At 63.5% G+C, this 26,079-nt stretch carries 21 protein-coding genes; 11 read left to right on the top strand and 10 right to left on the bottom strand.

Going from position 1 to position 26,079, the window contains the following annotated elements; translation table 11 throughout:
* The first annotated feature begins 2 nt into the window (after positions 1 to 2).
* Positions 3 to 1,064, top strand: a complete 1,062-nt coding sequence (locus JG746_RS19015; protein WP_202354198.1) for an ABC transporter ATP-binding protein — start codon at positions 3 to 5, stop codon at positions 1,062 to 1,064.
* 98 nt (positions 1,065 to 1,162) lie between these two features.
* Here JG746_RS19015 and rpmG read toward each other — a convergent pair whose 3' ends face one another.
* From rpmG to JG746_RS19055, 8 genes are all read right to left on the bottom strand, one after another.
* Entirely contained in the window at positions 1,163 to 1,330 is a 168-nt protein-coding gene (gene rpmG / locus JG746_RS19020; RefSeq protein ID WP_006201775.1) for a 50S ribosomal protein L33, read from the bottom strand.
* 154 nt (positions 1,331 to 1,484) lie between these two features.
* The gene (locus JG746_RS19025; RefSeq protein WP_202354199.1) at positions 1,485 to 1,943 is read right to left on the bottom strand and encodes a hypothetical protein; all 459 of its coding nucleotides are present in this window, start codon (positions 1,941 to 1,943) and stop codon (positions 1,485 to 1,487) included.
* Positions 1,944 to 2,055: 112 nt separating this feature from the next.
* The gene (locus JG746_RS19030) at positions 2,056 to 3,234 is read right to left on the bottom strand and encodes an MFS transporter (RefSeq protein ID WP_202354200.1); all 1,179 of its coding nucleotides are present in this window, start codon (positions 3,232 to 3,234) and stop codon (positions 2,056 to 2,058) included.
* An 83-nt stretch (positions 3,235 to 3,317) separates the two neighbouring features.
* On the bottom strand, positions 3,318 to 4,058 hold the full coding sequence (locus JG746_RS19035) for an NUDIX hydrolase (protein WP_202354201.1): 741 nt from the start codon (positions 4,056 to 4,058) through the stop codon (positions 3,318 to 3,320).
* Between the two features lie 73 nt (positions 4,059 to 4,131).
* Entirely contained in the window at positions 4,132 to 4,584 is a 453-nt protein-coding gene (locus tag JG746_RS19040; RefSeq protein WP_202354202.1) for a DUF983 domain-containing protein, read from the bottom strand.
* Complete coding sequence (gene rnr / locus JG746_RS19045) at positions 4,584 to 6,890, bottom strand: ribonuclease R (RefSeq protein ID WP_202354203.1); 2,307 nt, start codon at positions 6,888 to 6,890, stop codon at positions 4,584 to 4,586. The genes JG746_RS19040 and rnr overlap by 1 nt, the downstream gene beginning before the upstream one ends.
* Positions 6,891 to 6,896: 6 nt before the next feature.
* Positions 6,897 to 9,518: a type I DNA topoisomerase gene (gene topA, locus JG746_RS19050; protein WP_202354204.1), complete on the bottom strand. Its 2,622-nt coding sequence runs from the start codon at positions 9,516 to 9,518 to the stop codon at positions 6,897 to 6,899.
* A 367-nt stretch (positions 9,519 to 9,885) separates the two neighbouring features.
* Positions 9,886 to 10,263: a COG4315 family predicted lipoprotein gene (locus tag JG746_RS19055; RefSeq protein WP_202354205.1), complete on the bottom strand. Its 378-nt coding sequence runs from the start codon at positions 10,261 to 10,263 to the stop codon at positions 9,886 to 9,888.
* A gap of 177 nt (positions 10,264 to 10,440) precedes the next feature.
* Here JG746_RS19055 and JG746_RS19060 point away from each other — a divergent pair, with 177 nt between their 5' ends.
* From JG746_RS19060 to JG746_RS19080, 5 genes are all read left to right on the top strand, one after another.
* Complete coding sequence (locus JG746_RS19060) at positions 10,441 to 11,187, top strand: cytochrome c biogenesis CcdA family protein (RefSeq protein ID WP_202354206.1); 747 nt, start codon at positions 10,441 to 10,443, stop codon at positions 11,185 to 11,187.
* A gap of 33 nt (positions 11,188 to 11,220) precedes the next feature.
* Positions 11,221 to 11,388: a hypothetical protein gene (locus JG746_RS19065; protein ID WP_244730329.1), complete on the top strand. Its 168-nt coding sequence runs from the start codon at positions 11,221 to 11,223 to the stop codon at positions 11,386 to 11,388.
* A gap of 124 nt (positions 11,389 to 11,512) precedes the next feature.
* Positions 11,513 to 12,889 (top strand): bifunctional UDP-N-acetylglucosamine diphosphorylase/glucosamine-1-phosphate N-acetyltransferase GlmU, encoded by a 1,377-nt coding sequence (gene glmU / locus JG746_RS19070; RefSeq protein WP_202354207.1) that lies wholly within the window; start codon positions 11,513 to 11,515, stop codon positions 12,887 to 12,889.
* A 200-nt stretch (positions 12,890 to 13,089) separates the two neighbouring features.
* Positions 13,090 to 14,913: a glutamine--fructose-6-phosphate transaminase (isomerizing) gene (glmS, locus tag JG746_RS19075; protein WP_202354208.1), complete on the top strand. Its 1,824-nt coding sequence runs from the start codon at positions 13,090 to 13,092 to the stop codon at positions 14,911 to 14,913.
* Between the two features lie 91 nt (positions 14,914 to 15,004).
* Positions 15,005 to 15,757, top strand: a complete 753-nt coding sequence (locus tag JG746_RS19080; protein WP_202354209.1) for a DUF502 domain-containing protein — start codon at positions 15,005 to 15,007, stop codon at positions 15,755 to 15,757.
* Here JG746_RS19080 and recG read toward each other — a convergent pair.
* The gene (gene recG, locus JG746_RS19085; RefSeq protein WP_202354210.1) at positions 15,709 to 17,817 is read right to left on the bottom strand and encodes an ATP-dependent DNA helicase RecG; all 2,109 of its coding nucleotides are present in this window, start codon (positions 17,815 to 17,817) and stop codon (positions 15,709 to 15,711) included. The genes JG746_RS19080 and recG overlap by 49 nt on opposite strands.
* A gap of 92 nt (positions 17,818 to 17,909) precedes the next feature.
* On the opposite strand from recG, the gene JG746_RS19090 reads away from it, so the two are divergent.
* The 4 genes from JG746_RS19090 (at position 17,910) to JG746_RS19105 (ending at position 24,042) form a co-directional block, all read left to right on the top strand.
* The gene (locus tag JG746_RS19090) at positions 17,910 to 18,197 is read left to right on the top strand and encodes a succinate dehydrogenase assembly factor 2 (protein ID WP_202354211.1); all 288 of its coding nucleotides are present in this window, start codon (positions 17,910 to 17,912) and stop codon (positions 18,195 to 18,197) included.
* A gap of 72 nt (positions 18,198 to 18,269) precedes the next feature.
* Entirely contained in the window at positions 18,270 to 21,767 is a 3,498-nt protein-coding gene (gene mfd, locus JG746_RS19095; protein ID WP_202354212.1) for a transcription-repair coupling factor, read from the top strand.
* Between the two features lie 135 nt (positions 21,768 to 21,902).
* Positions 21,903 to 23,276: a class II 3-deoxy-7-phosphoheptulonate synthase gene (locus JG746_RS19100; RefSeq protein ID WP_202354213.1), complete on the top strand. Its 1,374-nt coding sequence runs from the start codon at positions 21,903 to 21,905 to the stop codon at positions 23,274 to 23,276.
* A 196-nt stretch (positions 23,277 to 23,472) separates the two neighbouring features.
* Positions 23,473 to 24,042 (top strand): DUF4337 family protein, encoded by a 570-nt coding sequence (locus JG746_RS19105; protein WP_244730332.1) that lies wholly within the window; start codon positions 23,473 to 23,475, stop codon positions 24,040 to 24,042.
* Positions 24,043 to 24,138: 96 nt separating this feature from the next.
* Here JG746_RS19105 and JG746_RS19110 read toward each other — a convergent pair whose 3' ends face one another.
* A complete protein-coding gene (locus JG746_RS19110) occupies positions 24,139 to 25,209 on the bottom strand; it encodes a GGDEF domain-containing protein (protein WP_202354214.1) in 1,071 nt (356 codons plus the stop codon).
* 417 nt (positions 25,210 to 25,626) lie between these two features.
* On the opposite strand from JG746_RS19110, the gene JG746_RS19115 reads away from it, so the two are divergent.
* Positions 25,627 to 26,043: a GFA family protein gene (locus JG746_RS19115; protein ID WP_202354215.1), complete on the top strand. Its 417-nt coding sequence runs from the start codon at positions 25,627 to 25,629 to the stop codon at positions 26,041 to 26,043.
* Positions 26,044 to 26,079: the final 36 nt, after the last annotated feature.

Here is a 26,079-nt window from a genome sequence, read left to right on the forward strand (position 1 = left end):
CTATGGCTTCTGTTACACTCGACAAGGTCCGCAAGGACTATGGCGCCGTCCGCGTCCTGCACGCGGTCGACCTTGAAATCGCCGATGGCGAGTTTGTTGTCCTGGTCGGCCCGTCCGGCTGTGGCAAGTCCACGCTTTTGCGCATGATCGCCGGGCTGGAGGAGGCTTCCGGCGGTGAGATCCGCATCGGCGAGCGGCTCGTCAATGATGTGGCGCCCAAGGACCGCGACATCGCCATGGTGTTCCAGTCCTACGCGCTTTATCCGCATATGGATGTGTCGAAGAACATCAGCCTGCTTTTGAAGAAGGCGCAGAAGTCCACGATCGATGCCAGGGTGGATGGCGCCGCCAAACGGCTCGGGCTCGACACGTTCCTGGAACGCCTGCCGAGGCAATTGTCGGGCGGCCAGCGCCAGCGCGTCGCCATGGGCCGCGCCATCGTGCGTGACCCCAAGGTCTTTCTGTTCGACGAGCCGCTGTCCAATCTCGACGCCAAGCTGCGCGTGCATATGCGCGCCGAGATCAAGGCGCTGCACCAGCAGTTGAACACGACTTCCGTCTACGTCACGCACGACCAGATCGAGGCCATGACCATGGCCGACCGGATCGTCGTCATGCATGACGGGCTGATCCAGCAGGTCGGTGCGCCGCTTGACCTCTATGATCGGCCGGCCAACATGTTCGTCGCCGGCTTCATCGGCTCACCAGGTATGAACTTTTTGCCGGCGACGGTGGCGAAGGGTGGAAAAGTGGACGCGGTGCTTGCCGATGGCCAGAAGCTGCGGCTGCCGGATGGCCTGCCGCTTGGTGATGGCGACGCGATCACCATCGGCCTGCGGCCCGAACATATAAGGCTGGCCGATGACGGCGCGCTGCGGGGCGAGGTGGTGGTGGTGGAGCCGCTCGGCCTGTCGACGCAGTTCTACGTCAAACTGGCCAATCAGCAGCTCTGCGTCTTCGCCATGGGGCGCGCCGGCGTGAAGCCCGGCGACACCGTGCGGCTGGCGGCCGATCCGGCGGCGCTGCATCTGTTCGATCCGAAAAGCGGCGATCGCATCGGCTGAAGGAAATTCAGCCGGGCCGGGGGGAGCCGGGCCTCTGGCTTGCAAACAAAAACGCCGCCCGATGGGCGGCGTTTTTGTTTGCAGAGGGAAAACCCAGATTACTTGATCTTGGTTTCCTTGAATTCGACGTGCTTCTTGGCGACCGGGTCGTACTTGCGGAACGACAGCTTGTCGGTCTTGGTACGGCTGTTCTTGCTGGTCACGTAGAAGAAACCGGTGTCGGCGGTCGACAGAAGCTTGATCTTGATGTTTGCGGCTTTGGCCATGATCTCAGTCCGTTATGTTCGTGGGGTTTTGGCCGCTGGAGCACGGGAAAACACCCGGACGCGGGAAACTTGGCGCGACACATAAAGAACGTGCCTGGAAAGTCAAGCCCGGCGGAGCTTCTCGGCCCTACCGGAACTGCGCTATAGCCCCAAATCATGCGGTTTCTGTCTCCGGCGCCGCAATCTTTTTCCAGTCCCCGGTGGTGTTCCACCAGCGATTCGGATTGGCACGGTCGTCCAGTCCCTTGGACCGGCTGGCGAGGATCGGCTGGATGCGGATCACCGGCTCCTGATAGGAATGGGCCTGGAAGATCGCTTCGACAACGCGGGCAGCCAGCGCCTGGTCGTCAGGCAGTTCGAAGGACACCTCGACCGTGCCCGGGCGGCGGCGCAATTCGGTTTCGGCGCCCGCCGCTGCCCCTTCAAGCGGCCTGTAGCGCTCGATGCCGTGCGCCGACTGATAGGCGTTGCGGTCATACTTGCCCATCGCCAGCGGGGCGATCGCAACCACCGCGTCCATGATGCGGTCGACATCCGCCGCCGGGGCCTGGAAGGTCACCAGCAGCAGGAGCGTCATGCGCAGGGATGTGGTTTCAAAGCCGCTGTCGATCATGGGAGTGTCCTCAACTTCCGATGTTTTTGGGACGCTCTTTTACCGCGTGGCTCCTGACACGGTTCTGTCAGCAGCCTGCCGCGGGCGTGAACAGAGCCGCCTCCCAGACACCCTATAAGAGGATCTTGCGCACCAGCCTGAAGCAGACCAGGGCAATGTAGGCGCCGAAGAACAAGCCGAGCGACCAGCCGAAGCCGGAAGGCCCGAAACTGTCCATGCCGATGCCGATCGCCTGTGGGCCAAGCACCATGCCGACGCCGTAGCAAAGCACGAAGGCCGCGTTGGCCGATGCCAGTTCGTGGCCGGAAAGCTGCGAACCGAGATGGGCGAGGCCGATCGTGTACATGGCCGCGACGACACCGCCCCAGACGAACAGAAGCGCCGCCATCAAGTGCCAGTCGGCGGCAAAGAAGGGCATGAACAGCGTGCCGGCAAGGCCAACCGTGGCGCAGGCGAGCAGCAGGTAGCGGCGGTCCGAAACGCGGTCGCTGATCATGCCGATCGGGATCTGCAAGAGCACATTGCCAAGGCCGATCATGGTCAGCAGCAATGCGGCGTCGGCTTCGGAATAGCCGATGCGGTTGCCATAGACCGGGAACAGCGCAAAGCCGCCTGTCTCGACCGCGCCAAACACCAGAACGGCAAAAGTCGCGGTCGGCACCAGCCAGATGTAGCGCAGAAAATTGCTGGTTTCGCCATCGGCGACGATGGTGGGGCTTTCGTTGCGCGCGGCCAGCACCGGTATCGCGGCCAGCGTGACCAGTGCGATGATGACGCCGAACGGCCTGAAGCCGGAGCTGCCGAGATGGGCAAACAGCCACGGCCCGGCGGCAAAACCGAGCGATAGGACGGTGGCGTAGATGCCTAGGACAAGGCCGCGCCGATGGGGTGGTGCCGACGTGCTGATCCAGAATTCCGACAGGATGAACAGCACCGTCAACGCGATATGCAGCACGATGCGCAGCGGGAACCACATCCAGAAGTCAGGCGCGAAATGGAAGCCGACGAAGGCCAGCGCGCCGGTGGCAATCATGACGACCATGGTCCAGGCGACGCCAAAGCGCATGGCGAGCGGTGTCGCCAGCGGCGCACCGGCGATCGAGGCCAGGCCGGCGACGGCGGTGTTGAGGCCGATCATCGAGGCCGAGTGGCCGCGCGTTTCCAGGATGACGCTGAGAAGCGGCATGCCGAGACCAATGGCGATGCCGACGACGCTGATCGACGAGATCGCCGCCACCATCGGCAGCCAGTGTACGCGTTCGTCGCCCTGTGGTTGGGTATCGACCGTCATGGGATGCTGAATACTCTGTCTCGTTGATCTTACGCAATTCCGGACGGAAAGCCGCGTCACACTCTTCCTGGAATTGCTTTGCTCTACAGAAGGTCGCGGGTGAAGCGGTTGCGGACAAGCCGGTAGAAGGGCACGGGGCCACCCGGACGCAGCAGCGGATCATGGGCGAGGCGCTTTTCCAGCTCGTCAAGGATCATTCGGGTGATGTCGGGTATGTCGGCTTCGCGGGCTTTCGCAAGGGGCAGCCAGACCAGTTCCTCGAGTTCGTTGGTCGGACCGCCGTCCGGCAGTTCGACGGCCACATCGCTGCGCCAGGTGCTGAAGAAACGCGTGTCGAAGCGGCGCACCCGGTTGGGCGGAGTGATGGCGCGCGCGATGAAGCGTAGCGTTTCGAGCGAAGGTTTCACGCCATGTTCGACAAAACCTTGCCAGTCACGCTTGTCGGTGACAAAGGCGGCCTTCTGGCCGATCAGCAGCCCGGCTTCCTCATAGGTCTCGCGGATTGCGGACAAGGCCACGGCTCGGGCTCGCGCGGCACTGGTGCGGCCGGGACCGGCGAGCAGCTTCGCTTCCTCGTCGCGATGCAATGCGGTGGCCGTCGTCACGCGGCTGTCGGCCGGATCGGTACGGCCGCCGGGAAACACGAATTTTCCGGGCATGAAGGCGTGGCCGGCGTGACGGCGCCCCATCAGCACCAGCACCTCATCGCCCTTGCGGTCGAGCAGGATCAACGTCGCGGCGTCACGCGGACGCAGGGGCCGGCCGCCATGTGCGGCAAGACCCTTGTCGAGCTTGTCGACATCCGCCTTGGTCATTGCTTCCATGCGCTGGACCTAGCGGAAACTTCTTGCAAACGAAAGTGGCCTTTCACGGTCGGTATGTTGCGCCAGTAGCGCTTTAGGCGCCGTGGTGGGAGCCCGTCCCATCCTTTTCACCACCGAATCCGTGCATATAGAACGCCCATTGCAGTCCGATGACGGCGCCTTTGACGGGCTGGAGCAGGGCAACCGACAAGATGATGGTCAGCGGCACCCAGATGAGGATGTGCTGCCAGGTGGAGAGCGTCGACGTCGCTTCGACGCCCATGAAGGCGCCGAGAACGATGTGGCCGACGATGACGATGACCAGATAGGCCGGCAGGTCGTCGGCGCGATGGTGATGGATTTCCTCACCACAGACGCTGCAGGTCTCGACGGTCTTGGTGAAGCCGCGAAACAGCTTGCCTTCGCCGCAGTTCGGGCAGCGGCCCAGGAGGCCGCGCTTCATCGCCGTCCATAGCGGGCGGGCAACCCGGCCCGTGTGATGTTCGCCGCCGAAAACCTGTTCCTGTATCCCTAATTCTTTTGGCATCATCGTCTCCTGCCGCGCGAACCCGGTCGCGATTGCGACGCACGGGCGCGGCCCTTAGCCTTGTGAAACGACCTGGTGGAGCCTGGCAGGGGCTTCGGGTCGGTCAACATCTCGAAGCGCATCGCGCCGGCCATCGGCGCCACCTCGACGAGCCGGACCTCGACATGGTCCGCGAGCTGGTAGCCTTTGCCCGTGCGTTCTCCGAACAGGGAGCGAGCTGTTTCGTCGTATATATAGTAATCGCCGCCCAGAGTTGACACGGGGATGAAGCCATCGGCGCCATATTGCGGCAACTGGACAAATAGTCCTGATTTGGTGACGCCGGAGATGCGGGCGTCGAACCGGTCGTCGATACGCTCGGCGAGATAGGCCGCGATCAGCCGGTCGACCGTGTCGCGCTCGGCCGCCATGGCGCGGCGTTCGGTGCCGGAGATCAGTATCGCAACGTCTTCGAGCCGAGCTGCCTCGTCCTGCGTCAGTCCTCCCGGACCGAGGCCGAGTGCGGCAATAAGCCCGCGATGCACGATCAAATCGGCATAGCGGCGGATCGGCGAGGTGAAATGCGCGTAGCGCCTGAGGTTGAGGCCGAAATGGCCGATATTCCCGGGCGAATATTCGGCCTGGCTCTGCGAGCGCAGCACCACCTCGTTGACCAGCGCCTCATTGTCGGCGCCGCGCACGCGCTCGAGAATACCGTTGAACTGGCTCGGCCGCATCTGCGCGCCGCGCGCCAGCGACAGGCCGAGCGTCTGCAGGAATTCGCGCAGCGATTCCTGTTTGGCGAGCGAGGGCGCGTCGTGCACGCGGTAGACCAGCGCCTGCTTCTTCGCCTCCAGCGTCTCGGCGGCGGCGACATTGGCCTGGATCATGAATTCTTCGATGAGCTTGTGGGCATCGAGCCGTTCCGGCACGACGACGCGGTCGACCGTGCCATCCGGCTTGAGCATGATCTTGCGCTCCGGCAGGTCGAGTTCGAGCGGCTGGCGGCCGGCGCGACCGCGCTTGAGGATCGCATAGGCATCCCATAGCGGCTTCAGCACCGTGTCGAGGATCGGGCCGGTCTTGTCGTCCGGCGCGCCGTCGATGGCTGCCTGCGCCTGCGGGTAGGCGAGCTTCGCGGCGGATTTCATCATCACGCGGTGGAAGGAGTGCCTGATCTTGTGGCCATCGGCGGCGAAGGTCATGCGCACGGCGAGCGCCGGGCGATCCTGGCCCTCGCGCAGCGAACAGAGATCGTTGGAGATGCGCTCGGGCAGCATCGGCACGACGCGGTCCGGGAAATAGACCGAATTGCCGCGCTTCAAGGCTTCGCGATCCAGCGCCGTGCCGTAGCGGACATAGGCGGCGACATCGGCGATCGCCACGGTGGCGATCACGCCGCCCGGGTTCTTTTCGTCGAGATCGGGCGTCGCAAAGACGGCGTCGTCATGGTCCTTGGCGTCGGCCGGATCGATGGTGACCAGCGGCAGGTCGCGCCAGTCCTCGCGGTGATCAAGCGTCGCCGGCTTGACGGCTTCGGATTCGGCGATGACGTCGGCCGGGAAGATGTGCGGGATGTCGTGGGCGTGGATGGCGATCATCGAGACCGCCTTTTCGCTGGTCAGCGAACCCAGCACGTTGAGCACCTTGGCGCGCGGCAGCCCATAGCGGGAAGCCCGCGCCGGCTCGACCTCGACCAGGTCGCCGTTGTTGGCGCCGTTCTGGAATTCCTTGTCGACGATCAACTCGGGCTGGCGCCGTTCCACCGGCTCGATGCGGAAGGTGCCGTCCTTCAGCACACGGAAGACGCCGAGGACGGCATCGGTGCGCTTCTCGAAGATCTTCATCACCCGTCCGGTATAGGCGGGGCCGGACGGATCGTCGGTCGGGAAAGTCTTGGCCAAGACGCGGTCGCCAATGCCCGGCGCCGGACCGTTGCCGCCGCGCGAGACGCGGATCGAGACCACGGGCGGCTCGCCTGTGCCGACGGCCTCAGCCGGATGCGCCAGCAAGATGCCGTCGCCGTCACGGCCGAAAATGTCGAGCACGACGACATGGGGCAGGGCGCCGACGCGGGCCAGCCGCTTGCGCTCCTTGGTGAGCACGCCTTCATCCTGCAGGTCGCGCAGGATGTCTTTCAGCCAGATGCGGTCGTCGCCTCGCAGCGCGAAGGCCTTGGCGATGTCGCGCTTTCCGGCACGGTCGGGATTTTCGGCGATATAGCGCAGGATTTCATCGCGCGAGGGCCGGTAGTCGTCCTTGACCTTGGCCCTCGTGTCGGCGGTGCGTGGATCGCCGTGGCTTCGTCCGGTGATCCTGCGCGCCACGCCGTCCTACCCTTTTTTCTTCGCGGCCGGCTTCTTGGCCGCTGTTTTCTTGGCGGCAGGCGCCTTGGCGGCCGCTGCCTTGCGGAACGGCTTCTTGCCGCCGCCGCCCTTGGCTTCCTTCTCGGCAATCAGCGCCAACGCATCCTCGATGGTCACCGATTGCGGATCCTTGCCCTTGGGCAGCGTGGCATTGACCTTGCCGAAATTGACATAGGGTCCGTATTTGCCGTCGCGCACGACGATCTTGCCGCCACCGTCAGGATGGTCGCCGAGCTCCTTGAGCGCAGCGGCAGTGCCGCCATTGCGGCCGCCCTTGCCCTTCGACTGCTTCTCGGCAATCACCGTGACGGCCCGGTTGAGGCCGATCGAGAACACGTCCTCGATGCTGTCGAGATTGGCATAGGTGCCGTCATGCAGCACGAATGGGCCGTAGCGGCCGAGCCCGGCCGAGATCATCTTGGACGTTTCAGGATGTTTGCCGATATCGCGCGGCAGCGCCAGCAACGCCAGTGCTTTCTCGTGGTCGATGGATTCCGGCGTCCAGCCCTTGGGCAGGCTCGAGCGCTTGGCTTCCTTGCCATCGCCGCGCTGCAGGTAGGGACCGAAGCGACCCGAGCGCAGGGTGATTTCCTCCGCCGTGTAGGGATCCTTGCCGAGCACCTTGGTGCCGTCATCGCCGCCGCCATTCTCGCCATTCGGATTGGCGGCGTCGCCGAGCTGGCGGGTGAAGGAGCATTCGGGATAGTTCGAGCAGCCGACGAAGGCGCCGAACTTGCCGAGCTTCAGCGACAGGTTGCCGGTGCCGCATTTCGGGCAGATACGCGGGTTGGAGCCGTCTTCCCGCGTCGGGAACACCAGCGGCGCCAGTTCCTCGTTCAGCGCATCGAGCACGTCGGTGACGCGCAGCTCCTTGATGTCGGCGACGGCCCCCGAAAAATCCTTCCAGAAATCGCGCAGCACGTCCTTCCAGGCGAGCTTGCCGTCGGAGATCTCGTCGAGCTTTTCCTCGAGCGAGGCGGTGAAGTCGTATTCGACATAGCGCTCGAAGAAGCTTTCGAGGAAGGCGGACAACAGGCGGCCCTTGGCTTGCGGCACCAGCCGGCGCTTGTCGATCGTGACATAGTCGCGGTCTTCCAGCGTCTTCAGGATTGCCGTGTAGGTCGAAGGCCGGCCGATGCCGAGTTCTTCCAGCTTCTTGATCAGCGACGCCTCGGAATAGCGCGGCGGCGGCTCGGTCGTGTGCTGGGTGGCGTTGATCGCCTGGCGGGCAAGCTGCTCGCCGGCGCGAATTTCCGGCAGACGGCGGTTTTCCTCGTCTTCGGCGTCGTCGTCCTTCTGGTCGGTGTAGGCGGCGATGAAGCCGTCGAAGCGAACGACCGAACCGACAGCGCGAAGCTCGGCGGTGCGGGCGCCGTTGACCGCCTCGATCTCGACGGTGGTGCGCTCGATCTCGGCCGGCTGCATCTGGCTGGCGATGGCGCGCTTCCAGATCAGCTCATAGAGCCGCATCTGGTCGGAATCGAGATATTGCCGGACCGAGGCCGGCGTGCGCATGAAATCCGTCGGACGGATCGCCTCGTGCGCTTCCTGGGCATTCTTGGCCTTGGTCGTGTAGAAACGCGGCTTTTCCGGCAGGTATTTCGGGCCGAATTCCTTGGCGATGGCGTCGCGGGCGGCGTCGATCGCCTCCGGCGCCATCTGCACGCCGTCGGTTCGCATATAGGTGATGAGGCCGGTGGTCTCGCCGCCGATCTCCATGCCTTCATAGAGCCGCTGCGCCACCTGCATGGTGCGGGTGGCGGAGAAACCGAGGCCCGAAGAGGCGGCCTGCTGCAACGTCGAGGTGGTGAAGGGCGGGCCGGGGTTGCGCTTGGTGGGCTTGGCTTCCACCGACAGCGCCTTGAAGGTCGCGCCCTCGAGCATCGCCTTGATGTCGTCGGCCTGAGCCTTGTTGGCAATGTCGAGCTTTTGCAGCTTCTTGCGCTCGAAGGCGGTCAGCCGCGCTTCGAAATTCTCGTTGCGCGGCGTGCCGAGGATGGCGGCAATCTGCCAATATTCCTCGCGGATGAAGCGTTCGATTTCGGATTCGCGGTCGCAGACGAGGCGCAGCGCCACGGACTGGACGCGGCCGGCCGAACGGGCGCCGGGCAATTTGCGCCACAGCACCGGCGACAGCGTGAAGCCGACGAGATAGTCCAGCGCCCGGCGAGCGAGATAGGCATCGACCAGCGGCGCATCGATCTGGCGCGGATTGGCCATGGCTTCCAGCACCGAGGACTTGGTGATGGCATTGAAGACGACGCGGCTGACCGGCTTGTCCTTCAGTGCGCGCTTCTGCTTCAGCACTTCCAGCACATGCCAGGAAATGGCCTCGCCCTCGCGATCCGGGTCGGTGGCGAGGATCAGGCCGTCGGCATCCTTGACCGCCTTGGCGATGTCGGCGAGCCGCTTGCCCGAGGCGGTGTCGACCGCCCAGGACATGGCGAAGTCTTCATCCGGGCGCACCGAACCGTCCTTGGCCGGCAAATCGCGGACATGGCCGAACGAGGCCAGAACCTTATAGTTCTTGCCGAGGTATTTGTTGATTGTCTTCGCCTTGGCCGGCGATTCGACGACGACGACGTCCATGAGGTCTCATATCAGCTGTGATGCGCCAGAAGAATTCCGCTGCGCGCGACGAAATCTCGTTCTATTTGCCGCTCACATGGCCGCGCTTTTGCATCCGGTCAAGGGGAAGCGCCCAAATTGCGGAGCTGTTGGCAGCAATACACTCTTAGAGTGTATGGAGAAAATCACAGATTTTGGCCTGGAGAGATGACGCACTTCGCTCGGCGCGAACGGCCCGATTCATTTTTCCGCCGAGTCGGGGAGAATGCGGCCGCGTACGACGGAGTGACGACGAAGAGAAAGGCCGTTGGGGCTGGCCGCCTGCTGCATGGAGGGATGCCTGGCGACCAGCTCTGTCCCGCCGGCAGGCGGGTGAAGGTATCGAGGATCAATCGGCTTTGGCGATGTGCCAGACGCCCGCGACGCCATCGCCAGCCACATCGCCGGCCTTCTTGTCCTTGATGAAGGTGTAGAGCGGCTTGCCGTCATAGGCCCACATCTTGGTGCCGTCGGTACGGTCGACGATCGTCCAGCCTTCGGAGGTCTTCGCGCCGGCGTCGGCCTTCAGCGGCGGCCAGTTGGCGGCGCATTTGTCGTAGCAGTTCGATTTGCCCTTCTCGTCCTTGTCATAGGTATAGAGGGTCATGCCCTTGGCGTCCGTGTAGATCTTGGTGCCGTTGACCTCGGCTTCCTTCCACGCCTCGGCGGCAAAGGATGCGGCGGTGCTGAGAAGCAGTGCGGCCAGCCCTATGGTTATGGTTTTCATGGAAATCTCCCTGGCTGATATCGAGACGCGCGGGAAATCGCGGTCTCTTTGACATCAACGTCCCATGCCGCCGCTTTCGTCCCTAATGTCCGTATGCGGCTGACTTTCCACACAATGGTGATTGGCAGACAGGCCTGGCCGTCGCTATATCCGCCCGGGAGCAGTCGGAGTTTTGGAATGGCACTGGATATCGGCTATGTCAGCGCCGTCGGGGCAGGGGCCATCTCGTTCCTGTCGCCTTGCGTGCTGCCGCTGGTGCCGCCTTATCTCTGCTACATGGCAGGTGTGTCGGTCGACGATTTTCGCGGCGATGCGGGCGTCACAGCACGCGAAGGCACGCGCGGCGCACTGCTTTATTCCTCGATCGCCTTTGTGCTCGGCTTCTCGACCGTGTTTGTCGCGCTTGGCGCCGGTGCCTCGACCATCGGCAGGCTGCTGCGGGTCTGGCAGGAGCAGCTGGCGATGGGCGCCGGCGTGCTGATAATCCTGATGGGCCTGAATTTCCTCGGCATATTGCGCATTCCGCTGTTGTCGCGCGAGGCGCGCTTCCAGTCGCAGGGCAAGCCGGCCAGCGCCATCGCCGCCTATGTTATGGGGCTCGCCTTCGCCTTCGGCTGGACGCCCTGCATCGGCCCGGTGCTGGGGCCGATCCTGACGCTGGCCGGCGGACGCGAAACCGTGGGCGAGGGCGCGCTATTGCTCGCCGCCTATTCGCTCGGACTTGGCATCCCCTTCCTGATCGCCGCCCTGTTTTCCGGCGCCTTCATGCGCTTCCTCGGCAAATTCCGCCTCCATCTCGGCCGCGTCGAAAAGGCCATCGGCGCGCTGCTGGTGGTCGCCGGCGTGTTTTTCCTCACCGGCGGCGTGCAGACGGTGTCCTACTGGCTTCTGGAGAATTTTCCGGTGCTGGGACGGTTGGGGTAAAAGGATGACCTGCAGCCATGTCTCGGTGACATCGTGGCCAAGGTGCAATGGTCGGGCGACTACGAACGGAAGGATGGGAGCGCCTTACCCATCGATTTCAAGGTCGACTACCTCATCGAAAGACGCGACGGTCGGCTAAAGGTATTTGGCTGGATTTCCGGCGATGAACAGGCTGAATTCAGGAAGCACGGCTTGATATAGATGCAAATCCGCTGACTAAGAGTCAGCTTCTCCCACATCTCACCGGAATTTAACCGCATTGGTGCAACATGGCGCCGCTGCTAGCATGATTTGATTCCCAACCCTTTTCACACGGTTGCCTTCCATGAGCCAGAGATCCTGCCTGTCCGTCATCCTCGCCGCCGGCGAAGGCACGCGCATGAAGAGCGCGCTGCCGAAGGTGCTGCACCAGATCGCGGGCCTGCCGATGGTCGCCCATGTGGTGAAGGCGGCCGATGCCGCCGGTGCCACCAGCGATGCCATCGTCATCGGCCATGGCGCGGAAGAGATGCGCAAGGCGGTGGCGAAATTCGCACCCAAGGCCGAGACCTTCGTGCAGGAAAAACGCCTGGGTACGGCGCATGCGGTTCTTGCCGCACGTGAAGCGATATCAAGGGGTTATGACGACATCCTGGTGATGTTCGGCGATACGCCGCTGATCGACGCGGAAGCGCTGAACCTGGCTCGGCTGAAACTCGCCGAAGGTGCGGCCGTCGCCGTGATCGGCTTCCGCCCACCTCTTCCAAACGGCTATGGCCGGCTGGTCGAAAAAGGCGGCAAGCTGATTGCCATCCGCGAGGAAAAAGACTGTTCCGAGGCGGAAAAGAAGATCGGCTTCTGCAATGCCGGCATGATGGCGGTCGCCGGCGCCCACGCGCTGAAGCTGCTCGACGCGGTCGGCAACAAGAACGCCAAGGGCGAGTACTATCTGACCGACATCGTCGAGATCGCCAGCGCGCAAGGTCTCGATGTCGTCGCCACCGAGGCCAGTTTCGAGAATGCGCTCGGCATCAACAACCGCGCCGAGCTGGCGCAGGCCGAAGGCATCTGGCAGGCACGCCGCCGCCAGGAGGCGATGCTGTCGGGCGTGACGCTGCTCGCGCCGGAGACCGTGTATTTCTCGCACGACACCGAGATCGGCGCCGACACCATCGTCGAGCCGAATGTCTGGTTCGGTCCAGGCGTGAAGATCGCCGGCGGCGCCAAGATCCATGCCTTCAGCCATGTCGAAGGGGCCACCATTGCATCGAATTGCGATGTCGGGCCGTTCGCACGGTTGCGGCCGGGCGCCGATCTTCGCAACAAGGCGAAGGTCGGCAATTTCTGCGAGGTCAAGCAGGCTGTTGTCGAGGAGGGCGCCAAGGTCAATCATTTGACCTATATCGGCGATGCCCGCGTCGGCGCGGGCGCCAATATCGGCGCCGGCACCATCACCTGCAATTATGACGGCTATTCGAAATTTTTCACCGATATCGGCGAGGGGGCTTTTGTCGGCTCGAATTCCTCGCTGGTGGCGCCGGTGTCGATCGGCAAGGGCGGCTACATCGCCTCCGGCAGCGTCATCACCGAAAGCGTGCCCGACGATGCGCTGGCCTTCGGCCGCGCCCGCCAGAAGACGATCCCCGGCAAAGGCAAGGAGTTGCGCGAGCGATTTGCCTCGGCCGCGGCGGCGAAGAAGAAGGCAGCCGGCGCAGACCACTGACGGTCAGCCGGCGCGCTTTCCTCCGCCAAAGCAATCGAAAAAACCGAGCAATTGCAGTAACCGGATTGCAAGAGCGGTCCGGCATGATGCATGCGTTGAAAAACGTCCTTTACACCGGACGAAATGCAATGTGACTTTCGCGGCAGGCCGGCCATCCCTAAGTATCGCTGGTTTTCCGTGGGGAATCGGGGGCTATCTGCATGTGCGGTATCGTTGGAATCGTCGGCCACTCGCAGGTTGCGCCGCTCATTGTCGATGCGCTGAAGCGGCTCGAATATCGTGGCTATGACTCGGCTGGCGTCGCCACAATCGAGCGCGGTCAGCTCGCCCGCCGCCGCGCCGAGGGCAAGCTGATCAACCTCGAACGCCGGCTCAAGGAGGAGCCGCTCGACGGCACGATCGGCATCGGCCACACGCGCTGGGCCACGCACGGCGTGCCCAATGAGACGAATGCGCATCCGCATTTTTCCGATGGCGTCGCCATCGTCCACAACGGCATTATCGAGAACTTTGCCGAACTGCGCGACGAGCTGGTCCGTGACGGCTATTCCTTCTCCTCGCAGACCGACACCGAGGTCGTGGCGCATCTGGTGGCGCGCGAGTTGGCCAAGGGGCTGAAGCCGGTCGAAGCCGCGCACCAGGCGCTGAAGCGGCTGCAAGGCGCCTTTGCGTTGGCCATCATGTTCAAGGGCGACGAAGACCTGATCGTCGGCGCCCGCAACGGCCCGCCGCTGGCCGTCGGCCATGGCGACGGCGAGATGTTCTTGGGTTCCGACGCCATCGCGCTGGCCCCGTTCACCAATTCGATCACTTATCTTGAAGACGGCGACTGGGCGGTGGTCCGCCACGACGGCGTCACGATCTTCGACATCGACGGCAAGGAGGTCGAGCGCAAGCGTCAGCAGTCGCTGTCGACCTCCTTCATGGTCGACAAGGGCAACCGCCGCCATTTCATGGAAAAGGAAATCCATGAGCAGCCCGAGGTGATCTCCCACACGCTCGCCCATTACGTCGATTTCGTCTCCGGCGTCTCCAAGCCGCTCGACCTGCCGTTCGATTTCGCCAAGATCGGCCGGCTGGCGATTTCCGCCTGCGGCACCGCCTATCTCGCCGGGCTGATCGGCAAATACTGGTTCGAGCGCTATGCGCGGCTGCCGGTCGACATCGATGTCGCCTCGGAGTTCCGCTACCGCGAGATGCCGCTGTCGGCCAATGATGCCGCCTTCTTCATCTCGCAATCGGGCGAGACCGCCGACACGCTGGCCTCGCTGCGCTACTGCCGCAAGGCCGGCATGAAGATCGGCGCCGTCGTCAATGTGCGGGAATCGACGATGGCGCGCGAATCCGACGTGGTGCTGCCGACATTGGCCGGGCCTGAGATCGGCGTCGCCTCGACCAAGGCTTTCACTTGCCAGCTCTCGGTGCTGGCCTCGCTTGCGGTGCGCGCCGGCGTGGCGCGCGGCACGATTTCGAAGGAGCAGGAGAAGACCTTGGTGCGCGCGCTTTCGGAAGCGCCGCGCTATGCCAACCAGGTGCTCAAGCTCGAAGAGCAGATCGAGCGCATCGCGCGCGAGCTGTCGCGCTACAAGGACGTGCTCTATCTCGGCCGCGACACCAATTTCCCGCTGGCCATGGAAGGCGCGCTAAAGCTCAAGGAAATCTCCTATATCCACGCCGAGGGCTATGCGGCGGGCGAATTGAAGCACGGGCCGATCGCGCTGATCGACGAGAACATGCCGGTCATCGTCATTGCGCCGCATGACCGGATTTTCGAGAAGACCGTGTCGAACATGCAGGAAGTGGCCGCGCGCGGCGGCAAGATCATCCTGATCACCGACGCCAAGGGCGCAGCGCACTCGAGCGTGAAGACGATGGAGACGATCATCCTGCCGGACGTGCCGGAAATCATTTCGCCGATCATCTATGCACTGCCGATCCAGATGCTGGCCTATTTCGCCGCCGTGTTCATGGGCACCGACGTCGACCAGCCGCGCAACCTGGCGAAATCGGTCACGGTGGAGTAGGCCCCAAACAGCCGCTCTTTAAAAACTTCGCAGTTCCAAACGGCGTTCCGGTTCACTAATGTTGCGCTGCAACCCGCGCCCCCGGTGAACCATGTCCGATGCTCCCAAGACCTCCGGCATGACCCGGCTGAGGAACTATTTCCTCACGGGCTTCGTCGTCTGCGCGCCACTGGCGATCACAGCCTATATCGCCTGGTCGTTCATCGGCTGGGTCGATTCCTGGGTGAAGCCCTATATTCCGGCGCGTTACAACCCCGACACCTACCTGCCGTTTCCGGTTCCGGGCTTCGGGCTGATCGTCGCGCTGATCCTGATCACGTTGATCGGTTTCCTCACCGCAAACATTGTCGGCCGCGCCATTGTCGGTTTCGGCGAACGCCTGCTTGGCCGCATGCCGCTGGTGCGCGGCATCTACGGCTCGCTGAAGCAGATTTTCGAGACTGTGCTGTCGAACAAGGGCGACATGTTCCGCCAGGTAGGGCTGGTCGAATATCCGCGCAAGGGCGTGTGGTCGCTGGTTTTCGTCGCCAGCGAGAAAGAAACCGAGATCAATGAGAAGCTCGACCAGGAAGGTGATCCGCTGATCGCCGTGTTCATGCCATGCACGCCGAACCCGACGACCGGGTTCCTGATGTATGTGCTGAAGTCGGACATCGTGCTGCTCGACATGACGATCGAGGACGGCGCCAAGCTGATCGTCTCGGCCGGGCTGGTGGCGCCGGAAGTGAAAAGCAAGATGGTGACGCTGAATGGCGAACCGATCAACGGAACGGTCGCCAATCCGCCGCTAGGGCCTCATCCGGCGCGCAGGAGCCGCACGGCCTCGTCGCGACCGAACAAATAAAGCAGCAGGCGCAGCGCCTCGCCGCGGTCGGATTGCAGTTCCGGGTCGTGTGACAGGATCAGCCTGGCATCGTCGCGGGCAGCCTCCAGGAGATCGGCATGCGCCTCGATGCGCGCTACCTGGAAGCCCGGCGTGCCGGACTGGCGGGTGCCGAGAAGCTCGCCTTCGCCGCGCAGTTTGAGGTCTTCCTCGGCGATCAAAAAGCCGTCTTCGGTCTCGCGCATCACCGACAGCCGGCGCTTTGCCGTCTCGCCGAGCGGATCCTTGTAGAGCAGCACGCAGGAGGAGGGCTTGTCGCCGCGCCCGACGCGGCCGCGCAACTGGTGCAGTTGTGCGAGGCCGAAGCGCTCGGCATGCTCGATGACCATGACTGTGGCATCGGGAACATCGACGCCGACCTCGATGACCGTGGTTGCGATCAGGATACGGGTCTCGCCCTCCTTGAAGGCGCGCATCGCCTCGTCCTTCTCCGCACCTTTCATACGGCCGTGGACGAGGCCGATGCGGTCGCCAAACAGCGGCTTCAGCGAAGCAAAGCGATCCTCGGCCGACATCAGCTTGATCTCTTCGGATTCCTCGACCAGCGGGCAGATCCAGTAGATTTTCTGGCCGCCGGCGACGGCATCCTCCATGCGGCCAACCAGTTCGTCGAGACGCTCCAGCGGCAGCGTGACGGTGCGGATCGGCTGGCGGCCGGCGGGCTTTTCCGTCAGCTTGGAGACATCCATGTCGCCGAAGGCGGTCAGAACCAGCGTGCGCGGGATGGGAGTGGCCGTCATCACCAGCATGTCGGGCGCGTCACCCTTGGCGGTGATGGCGAGCCGCTGGTGGACGCCGAAGCGATGCTGCTCGTCGATGATTGCCAGCACCAGATCGTGGAAGGTCACCGCCTCCTGGAACAGGGCGTGGGTGCCGACGACGATGTCGATCTCGCCGCTGGCCAGGCCGGCCAGTGTTTCGGTGCGTTCGCGGCCTTTTTCGCGGCCGGTGAGGATGGCGGTGCGCAGCCCGACCTTGGCGGCCAGAGGCGTGATCGTTGCCAGGTGCTGGCGCGCCAGGATTTCGGTCGGCGCCATCAGCGCCGCCTGGCCGCCGGCCTCGACGGCGCGCGCCATGGCAAGCAGCGCGACCACCGTCTTGCCCGAGCCGACATCGCCCTGCAGCAGCCGCAGCATGCGCTCGGGGTCGGCAAGGTCGGCATTGATTTCGGCCAGCGCGAATTCCTGACTTGCGGTCAGCGAATAGGGAAGGGCCGCACGCAGATCATCGACGATGCGGCCGTCGCCGACCAGGGGACGGCCGGACAGGCGGCGGATCTTTGCCCGCACCAGCGCCAGCGAGACCTGGCCCGCCAGCAACTCATCATAGGCAAGACGCCGCCACGCGGCGCCGTCGACGGAAACATCGATCGGGTCGGCCGGATTGTGGATGCGCGTAAGGGCGTCGGCAAAGGTGGGAAAGGTGTGCCGGCGCATGAAGGCGCCGTCCTGCCATTCCGGCAATTCGGGCAGACGCGCCAGCGCCTGGCCGATCGCCCGGCGCAACACCTTGCCCGAGAGGCCCGCGGTGAGCGGATAGACCGGTTCGACCAGCGGCAGGTTCTCCGCCTCGCTGGCCAGCGCGATATGGTCGGGGTGGACCATGGTCGGGCGGCCGTTGAACCATTCCATGCGGCCCGAGACCACGACATGCTCGCCCACGGGCATTGCCTTTTCGAGATAGGCGGCGTGCGCATGGAAGAAGGTCAGGCCGATTTCGCCGGTATCGTCATGGGCATAGACCCTGTAGGGCACGGATCTGTTGCCGCGCGGCGGCGGCTGGTGGCGGTCAATGCGCACGTCGAGCGTAACGATCTGGCCTTCCGCGGACCCTGCGATGCCCGGCCGGCTGCGACGGTCGATGACTGTATGCGGCAGCACGAACAGAAGGTCGCCCGCGCGGGCCGCGCGATCACCAAGATCGGCCGTAACGACCTTCTCGATCAGCGTGCCGACCTTCGGCCCGACGCCGGCAAGCGAAGTGATCGGAACGAACAGCGGATCGAGGATGGAAGGACGCATGATGTCAGCTTATGTCGCGACGGCCTCAGCGCAAGGCTGACAGCCCCTTCTATCCACGCTATATGCGCCGCAGCAAGTGAGGATGCGCCACAATGACCGGAACGAAACGATCAAGCGAGGGGCTGGACGCTCACCGCCGCAAGCTGTTGTTCCGCTCCTGGCATCGCGGCATGCGCGAGATGGATCTCATCCTCGGCACCTTCGCCGACGCCGAGATCGGCGCCTTGACGGCTGAGGAAATCGACCAATATGAGAGGCTCCTCGACATTTCCGACACCGAATTCCTGCCGCTGATCACCGGTGAGCGTCCGATTCCGGCGGATATCGATTGTCCTGTCCTGCAAAAGATCCTGGCGTCCCGCCGGACCATGACTTTCTGACCAACAGCAATTCCAGGAAAAGTGCGAAGCGGTTTTCCCACAGGAATTGCGGCAAACAAAGACCGTGATTTGATGAGCCTAATTCCCACCATTGGTCTGCCGAAAGGCCGCGCCGGCCAGTTCATCGTCGACGGTGTCGCCGATGGCTACGAGGCCTTTGCGCTGGTGCAGGCCGCGCTCGAGATCGCGCCCGACAAGCCGGTGCTGTTCGTGGCGCGCGACGGCCAGCGTCTGCCTGTTATCATCGAGGCACTGGCCTTTGCCGCGCCCGGCCTGCCGGTGCTGGAACTGCCGGCCTGGGACTGTCTGCCCTACGACCGCGTCTCGCCCGGCTCGGACGCCGCCGCCAAGCGGCTCGACGCACTGACCGCCATGATCGCGCTGGCGAAGAAGCCGCATCGTGCCGTCATCCTCACCACCGCCAATGCCCTGCTGCAGCGCATTCCGCCGGCCGACCTGGTCGAGGCGCAGACCTTTCATGCCAGGCCCGGCAACCAGATCGACATGAATGCGCTGATCGCGCGGCTGGAAACATCCGGCTTCGAGCGCGTGCCGACGGTGCGCGGCATCGGCGAATTCGCGGTGCGCGGCGGCATTCTCGACCTTTTCGCGCCAGGCTGGACCGAGGCGCTGCGGCTCGACTTCTTCGGCGATACGCTGGAATCGATCCGCGTCTTCGACGCCGCCACTCAGCGCACGACAGGCCAGCGCAAGTCGATGGCGCTGCAGGCGATGAGCGAAGTGGCGCTGACGCCGGAAACCATCAGCCGCTTCCGCCGCTCCTATATCGAAACCTTCGGCGCGCCGCAGCGCGACGACGGGCTCTATGCGGCGGTCAGCGAAGGCCGGCGCTTCGCCGGCATGGAGCACTGGCTGCCGTTCTTCTATGAGCGGCTGGAGACGGTGTTCGACTATCTGCCGGACACGCCCGTCATCTTCGACCATCTGGCGCATGAGGCTCTGGCCGAGCGCCACACGCTGATCCTCGACCATTACGAGGCGCGAAAAAAGCAGGCCGACGCTGCGCTGAAAGATGCCGTGCCCTACAAGCCGGTGGCGCCGGATCTGCTTTACCTGTCGCCGGAAAACCTGATCGCCTCGCTCGGGCCGCGTGAAGCGATCGACTTCACGCCCTTCGACGCGCCCGATGCCGGCGCGAAAAAGGTCTACCACGCCGGCTCGCGCCATGGCCGCAGCTTCGTCGAGGAGCGCGCCGATCCGAACGTCAACGTCTTCGATGTCGTCGTCAGGCATATCGCCGACGAGCGCGCGGCGCGCCGCCGCATCGTCATCGCCGGTTGGACGGAAGGCTCGCTCGACCGGCTCGGCCAGATTCTCACCGAGCATCATCTCGGCAATCTCAAGCAGGTCGAGACGCTGGCCGAAGCCGAACAACTCGAGCCGGGGCAGGCGGCATTGGCCGTCCTGCCGCTCGAATCCGGCTTCGAGACCGAAAGACTGGTCGTCGTTGCCGAACAGGACATTCTGGGCGACCGGCTGATCCGGCGTTCCAAGCGCAAGAAGCGCGCCTCCGACTTTATTGCGGAGGCCTCTGCGCTTTCAGCCGGCGATATCGTCGTCCACACCGACCATGGCATTGGCCGCTTCATCGGCCTGCGCACCATCGAGGCGGTCGGCGCGCCGCATGACTGCCTGGAAATCCATTATGCCGGCGACGACCGGCTGTTCCTGCCGGTCGAGAACATCGAGCTCCTGTCGCGCTACGGCTCGGATAGCGCCGAGGCGACGCTGGACAAGCTTGGCGGCGGCGCCTGGCAGTCGCGCAAGGCCAAACTCAAGCGGCGCCTGCTCGACATGGCCGGGCAATTGATCCGCATCGCCGCCGAACGGCAGATGCGCGCGGCGCCGGCACTGGTGCCGGCCGAGGGCCTCTATGACGAGTTTGCCGCCCGTTTCCCCTATGAGGAGACCGATGACCAGCAGACGGCGATCGACTCGGTGCGCGACGATCTCGGCGCCGGCAAGCCGATGGACAGGCTGATCTGCGGCGATGTCGGCTTCGGCAAGACCGAAGTGGCACTGCGCGCCGCCTTCATCGCGGCGATGGAAGGGTTCCAGGTCGCGGTTGTGGTGCCGACGACGCTGTTGTCGCGCCAGCACTTCAAGACCTTTTCGCAGCGTTTTTCCGGCCTGCCGATCCGCGTCGCCCAGGCCTCGCGGCTGGTCGGCGCCAAGGAATTGGCCGAGACGAAGAAGGCGCTGGCCGAGGGGCAGGTCGACATCGTCGTCGGCACCCATGCGCTGCTCGGTTCGTCGATCTCGTTCAAGAATCTCGGCCTGCTGATCATCGACGAAGAGCAGCACTTTGGCGTCAAGCACAAGGAGCGGCTGAAGGATCTGAAGACCGATGTCCACGTGCTGACGCTGTCGGCGACGCCGATCCCGCGCACGCTGCAGCTGGCGCTGACCGGGGTGCGCGAACTTTCGCTGATCGCCACGCCGCCGGTCGACCGCATGGCGGTGCGCACCTTCATCTCGCCCTTCGATCCGCTGGTCATTCGCGAGACGCTGCTGCGCGAGCGCTACCGTGGGGGCCACTCCTTCTATGTGGTTCCGCGCATCAGCGATCTCGCCGAAATCCATGATTTTCTGAAGGAATCCGTCCCGGAGTTAAAGGTAGCGGTTGCCCATGGCCAGATGCCGCCCGGCGAACTCGACGACATCATGAATGCCTTCTATGACGGCCAGTATGATGTGCTTTTGTCGACCACCATCGTCGAATCCGGCCTGGACATTCCGACCGCCAACACGCTGATCATCCATCGCGCCGACATGTTCGGCCTGTCGCAGCTCTACCAGCTGCGCGGCCGCGTCGGCCGCTCCAAGGTGCGCGCCTATGCGCTGTTCACGCTGCCGGCCAACCGCAAGCTCACCGACACCGCCGAGCGGCGGCTGAAGGTGCTGCAATCGCTCGACACGCTGGGCGCGGGCTTCCAGCTCGCCAGCCATGATCTCGACATCCGTGGCGCCGGCAATCTCCTGGGCGAAGAGCAGTCCGGCCATATCAAGGAGGTCGGCTTCGAGCTCTACCAGCAGATGCTGGAGGAGGCGGTGGCCGAAGTGAAGGATTCCGGCGAGGTCCAGGATGGCGGCTGGTCGCCGCAGATCGCCGTCGGCACGGCGGTAATGATCCCGGAAAGCTATGTGCCGGACCTGCAGCTCCGGCTGGCGCTCTACCGCCGCCTCGGCGACCTCGAGAACACCGAGGAGATCGACGCTTTCGGCGCCGAGCTGATCGACCGTTTCGGCCCGCTGCCGGACGAGGTCAAGCATCTCCTGAAGATCGTCTTCATCAAGGCGCTCTGCCGCAAGGCCAATGTCGAGAAGCTCGACGCCGGGCCGAAAGGCGTCGTCATCCATTTCCGCAAGCGCGAATTCTCCAACCCGGTCGGCCTGGTCAAGTTCATCGGCGAACAGGGCTCGCTGGCCAAGATCCGGCCGGATCACAGCGTCGTCTTCACTCGCGACTGGCCGACAGCCGAGAAACGGCTGGCTGGCTCGGCCGTGGTCATGACGCAGCTCGCGCGGCTGGTGGAGAAGGCGGCGTAGCCCACCCGACCCATTCGCCAGCGCTGAAATTCCAGTCTAGAATAGGAAATCGGCTTCGTGTATGGAGCCGCCAACCCATATAGGGGCGGAAATGGCGGGCGAGGGTGCTCGCCGGAAAGAGTGTTGGGTGCAGCGATGACGAAATGGTCGCCGAATTCGTGGAGAGCAAAGCCGATAAAGCAGGTTCCTGCCTATCCGGACCTTGCCGCGCTGAAGAACACCGAAGCCCAACTCGCCACCTATCCGCCGCTGGTCTTTGCCGGCGAAGCGCGCAAGCTGAAGAAGCAGCTCGCGGCGGTCGCAAACGGCGACGCTTTCCTGCTCCAGGGCGGCGACTGCGCCGAAAGCTTTGCCGAACATGGCGCCGACAACATCCGCGACTTCTTCCGCGTCTTCCTGCAGATGTCGGTCGTGCTGACCTTCGCCGGCGCACAGCCGGTGGTGAAGGTTGGCCGCGTTGCCGGCCAGTTCGCCAAGCCGCGCTCGTCCGACAACGAGACCAAGGGTGATGTGACGCTGCCGAGCTATCGCGGCGACATCATCAACGGCATCGAGTTCGACCAGAAGTCGCGCATTCCTGATCCCGCCCGCCAGGAAATGGCCTACCGCCAGTCGGCGGCGACGCTCAATCTTCTGCGCGCCTTCGCGCAGGGCGGCTATGCCAGCCTGGAGAATGTGCATCGCTGGATGCTCGGCTTCGTCTCCGACAGCCCGCAGGGCGAAAAGTACGAGTCGCTCGCCAACCGCATCACCGAGACGATGGACTTCATGAAGGCTGTCGGCATCACCTCGGAGACCAATTACGCGCTGCGCGAGACCGATTTCTACACCAGCCACGAGGCGCTGCTGCTCGGCTACGAGGAAGCGCTGACCCGCGTCGATTCGACCTCGGGCGACTGGTATGCCACGTCAGGCCACATGATCTGGATCGGCGACCGAACGCGCCAGCCCGACCATGCCCATGTCGAATATTGCCGCGGCATCAAGAACCCGCTCGGCCTGAAATGCGGCCCGTCGCTGACTGCTGACGGCTTGCTGGAACTGATCGACCTGCTCAACCCCGAGAACGAGCCCGGCCGGCTGACGCTGATCGCCCGCTTTGGCTCCGACAAGGTCGCCGACCATCTGCCGAAGCTGGTGCGCGCGGTGCAGAAGGAAGGCCGCAGCGTCGTCTGGTCGTCGGACCCGATGCATGGCAACACGATCGAGGCCGCCGGCTACAAGACACGGCCGTTCGACCGCATCCTGAAGGAGGTGCAGACCTTCTTCGAGGTGCACCGCGCCGAAGGCACGCATCCGGGCGGCATCCATGTCGAGATGACCGGCAAGAACGTCACCGAATGCACGGGCGGCGCCCGCGCCATCACGGCGGAGGAATTGCAGGATCGCTACCACACGCATTGCGACCCGCGCCTCAATGCCGACCAGGCGATCGAACTGGCCTTCCTGGTGTCGGATCTGCTGAAGAAAAGCCACCCCGTGCCGCACAAGCAGGTCGCCAACGGCTGAACCTGCCGCTCCCAAATCGACCAGCATGCGAAGGCGCCCGAGAAATCCGGCGCCTTTTCTTGTTCCAGCAGGATGTTGTCCAGACGGTCGTCACGTCAAACCTTACGAAAATTTATGCTGACGCGACCTCTGCAAAACCAAGATTGAGGTGAAGGTTCGCGGCCGAACCCAATCATCGCGGGCCAGGATTCGACGAATGGCAATGGAAGACGCTACCCAGGAGCACCTCGAGAACGCCGAGCATGCCGAACATGCCGCGCATGAGGGAAATCCCTTTCTGATCACTGTCTCCGTCACCATAGCTGTGCTGGCGGTTCTCGCCGCGACGGTCGGCAGCTTCGAGTCGCTCGAAACCGCGGAGGCGATCAACGACAAGAGCGAGGCGGCCTATCTCCAGAACAAGGCCAGCGATCAGTGGAGTTTCTTCGAGGCAAAGAGCATCAAGAAGAACAGCTATGAGATCGCGGCGGCGATGGGTGGCCACGGAACCGACCAATTCCAGGCAGCCGCGAAGCGCAATGAGGCCGATGGCGCGGACATCCAGGCCAAGGCGACCGAATTTGAAAAGCAGGTCGATGAAAAGCTGCGCGATAGCGACGTGCGCGAACACCGTCACCATGCCCTTACGTTTGCGGTGACGCTCTTGCACATCTCGATCGCCGTCGCGACGCTCTCCATCATCACCCGTGGCAGGCGCTGGCCGTGGATCGGCTCGCTGGCGCTAGGCGCCGTGGGCGTGATCGCGGCCGGCTTCGCCTATGTCTGATTAGGCCCGTGTCAATATCTGATCGAGACGGCACCCAGTCGGGCATTGCCATCCAATTGGAAATTGGCTTGCATTGCCGGTGAACGGCGACCAGCGTCAGTCCTTCTTGTAGAGCAGCCAGCTCTTGCCGGCGCGGCCGGCCATCGTCGAATGCTTGGTGACGCGGTTGCGGCCACTCACTTTCGAACGGTAGAGCGCTCGGTCGGCCTTGGTGTAGAGATCCTCAGGGCCTTCGGCCTCGGATGCCATGCAGATGCCCATCGAGACGGTCACGGTGCCGTAATTCATGCCGGTCTGGCTGCTGGTGAACGGCGTCTGCTCGATCAGGGCGCGAATGCGCTCGGCGACATCGTAGGTGGCGTCTTCGCTGGCGCCTTCGATGATCAGCGCGAATTCCTCGCCGCCGGTGCGGGCGACGAACATGTCGCCGCGAATGCTGGTCTGGAAAATCTCGGCGATGATCTGGATGATCTTGTCGCCGACAGGATGGCCGTAGCGATCGTTGATATCCTTGAACCGGTCGATGTCGGCAAGGATCAAGGCATTGAACAGGATACCCTTGTTGCTGTTATAGATCCGGGTGATTTCCTTGTCGAAGGCGCGGCGGTTCCAGATCTGAGTCAACGGATCCGTATCGGCCAGCCGCTTGTATTCCTCGAGCTTCGACTTGACGCTTTCGAGCTCGGCCGTCTTGTCGCTGAGCGTCGAGGCGATCTGCTTGCCGTGATCGATCGTGGAATTGGTGGCAACGGCCATGGCGTTGGCGATTTTCTGCAGAAGATCCTGGGAGAGCAGGCTGCGGCCGCTCAGGCCGTTCGATGTCTCGTCGAGAATCCTGCCGTATTTTTCGATGTGGCTGCGTTCGCTCCGCAACAGCGCCGCGACCTCCTCGAGTTCCCTGGCAATGACGTCCCTGGCATGCTCGACGATGCCCGGGCCGTGGTTCTGCGCAAAGAAGGCGCGCCCGATCTTATCCAGCTCATCCTGCGTCGGCCGGCTGCTAAGCGACACGACGGCGAGACTGAGCTCGCGATTGGTGCCGCTCAATGCCTCGTAGAAGATCTCGTAGTTGCGCGGCAGGCCGAGGACGCCAAGCTGGCGCATGGTCGTGACAACCGTGGCTGCGATGTCGGTGCTTCGTTCGGTTGTGGCTACTGCCGGCTGCATCTCTGATCCACTCTTCCCCTCGGATCCCGGCGCGGAATTTTCGCGGGTTCCATTGATCGCCGAGCTGGGGAGCGCGACCGATAGTCCAGAACATCTTGCGACGAGACGCGTCCCCACCCGCGACCTTCGCTTGATGGGACCATAAATGCGGTGGCGCTAAAGTTTCCTTAATTCGTACGACTTCCACAGGTCTTTCTCTACCTGTGGCTGTAGTGGCGTAATTTTTGTACCACCCTTGCGGGATAAAACCCGGGTTTGCCGAATTTGACTTCCAAATCCGCGTGTTGTGCTGATGGAAATGAGACTGAATTTGGAATTTTGTCACGCCAATCGATGTCGCATTTGCTTGCGCGCAACCACCGCAAAGCTGGAATCCTGGCAACGATGCTGGACGAGGTTTCTCCAAGGAGCGCCGAAATGAGCGATAATCACCAGGGATCATGCCTGTGCGGAGCGGTCCGCTTCCGGACAAGGGGAGCGCTGCGCGGCGTCGTATACTGTCATTGCTCGCAATGCAGGAAGCAAAGCGGGCATTTCTATGCCGCGACCAATGTCGCCGACGCCGACATCGTGGTCGAAGGCGCGGAAAGCATCACCTGGTATGAAGCGTCGGCTTTCGCCAGGCGCGGTTTCTGCAAGGCATGCGGGTCCGTGCTTTTCTGGAAGCCAAGGGCGCAAGACTATATTTCGGTCATGGCGGGAGCGTTCGACAAGCCGACGGGCCTCAAGGGCGACTGTCATATCTTCGTCGGCGACAAGGGCGACTATTATTCGATCGACGACGGGCTGCCGCAGTTTGAGAAGTCGACGCCCTCGATAGCGGTCGCTGAATGAATTTTGGACGAGACACCTTATTCCCTTGATCGGGCC

The organism is Mesorhizobium sp. 113-3-3, from assembly GCF_016756495.1.
Lineage (GTDB): Bacteria > Pseudomonadota > Alphaproteobacteria > Rhizobiales > Rhizobiaceae > Mesorhizobium.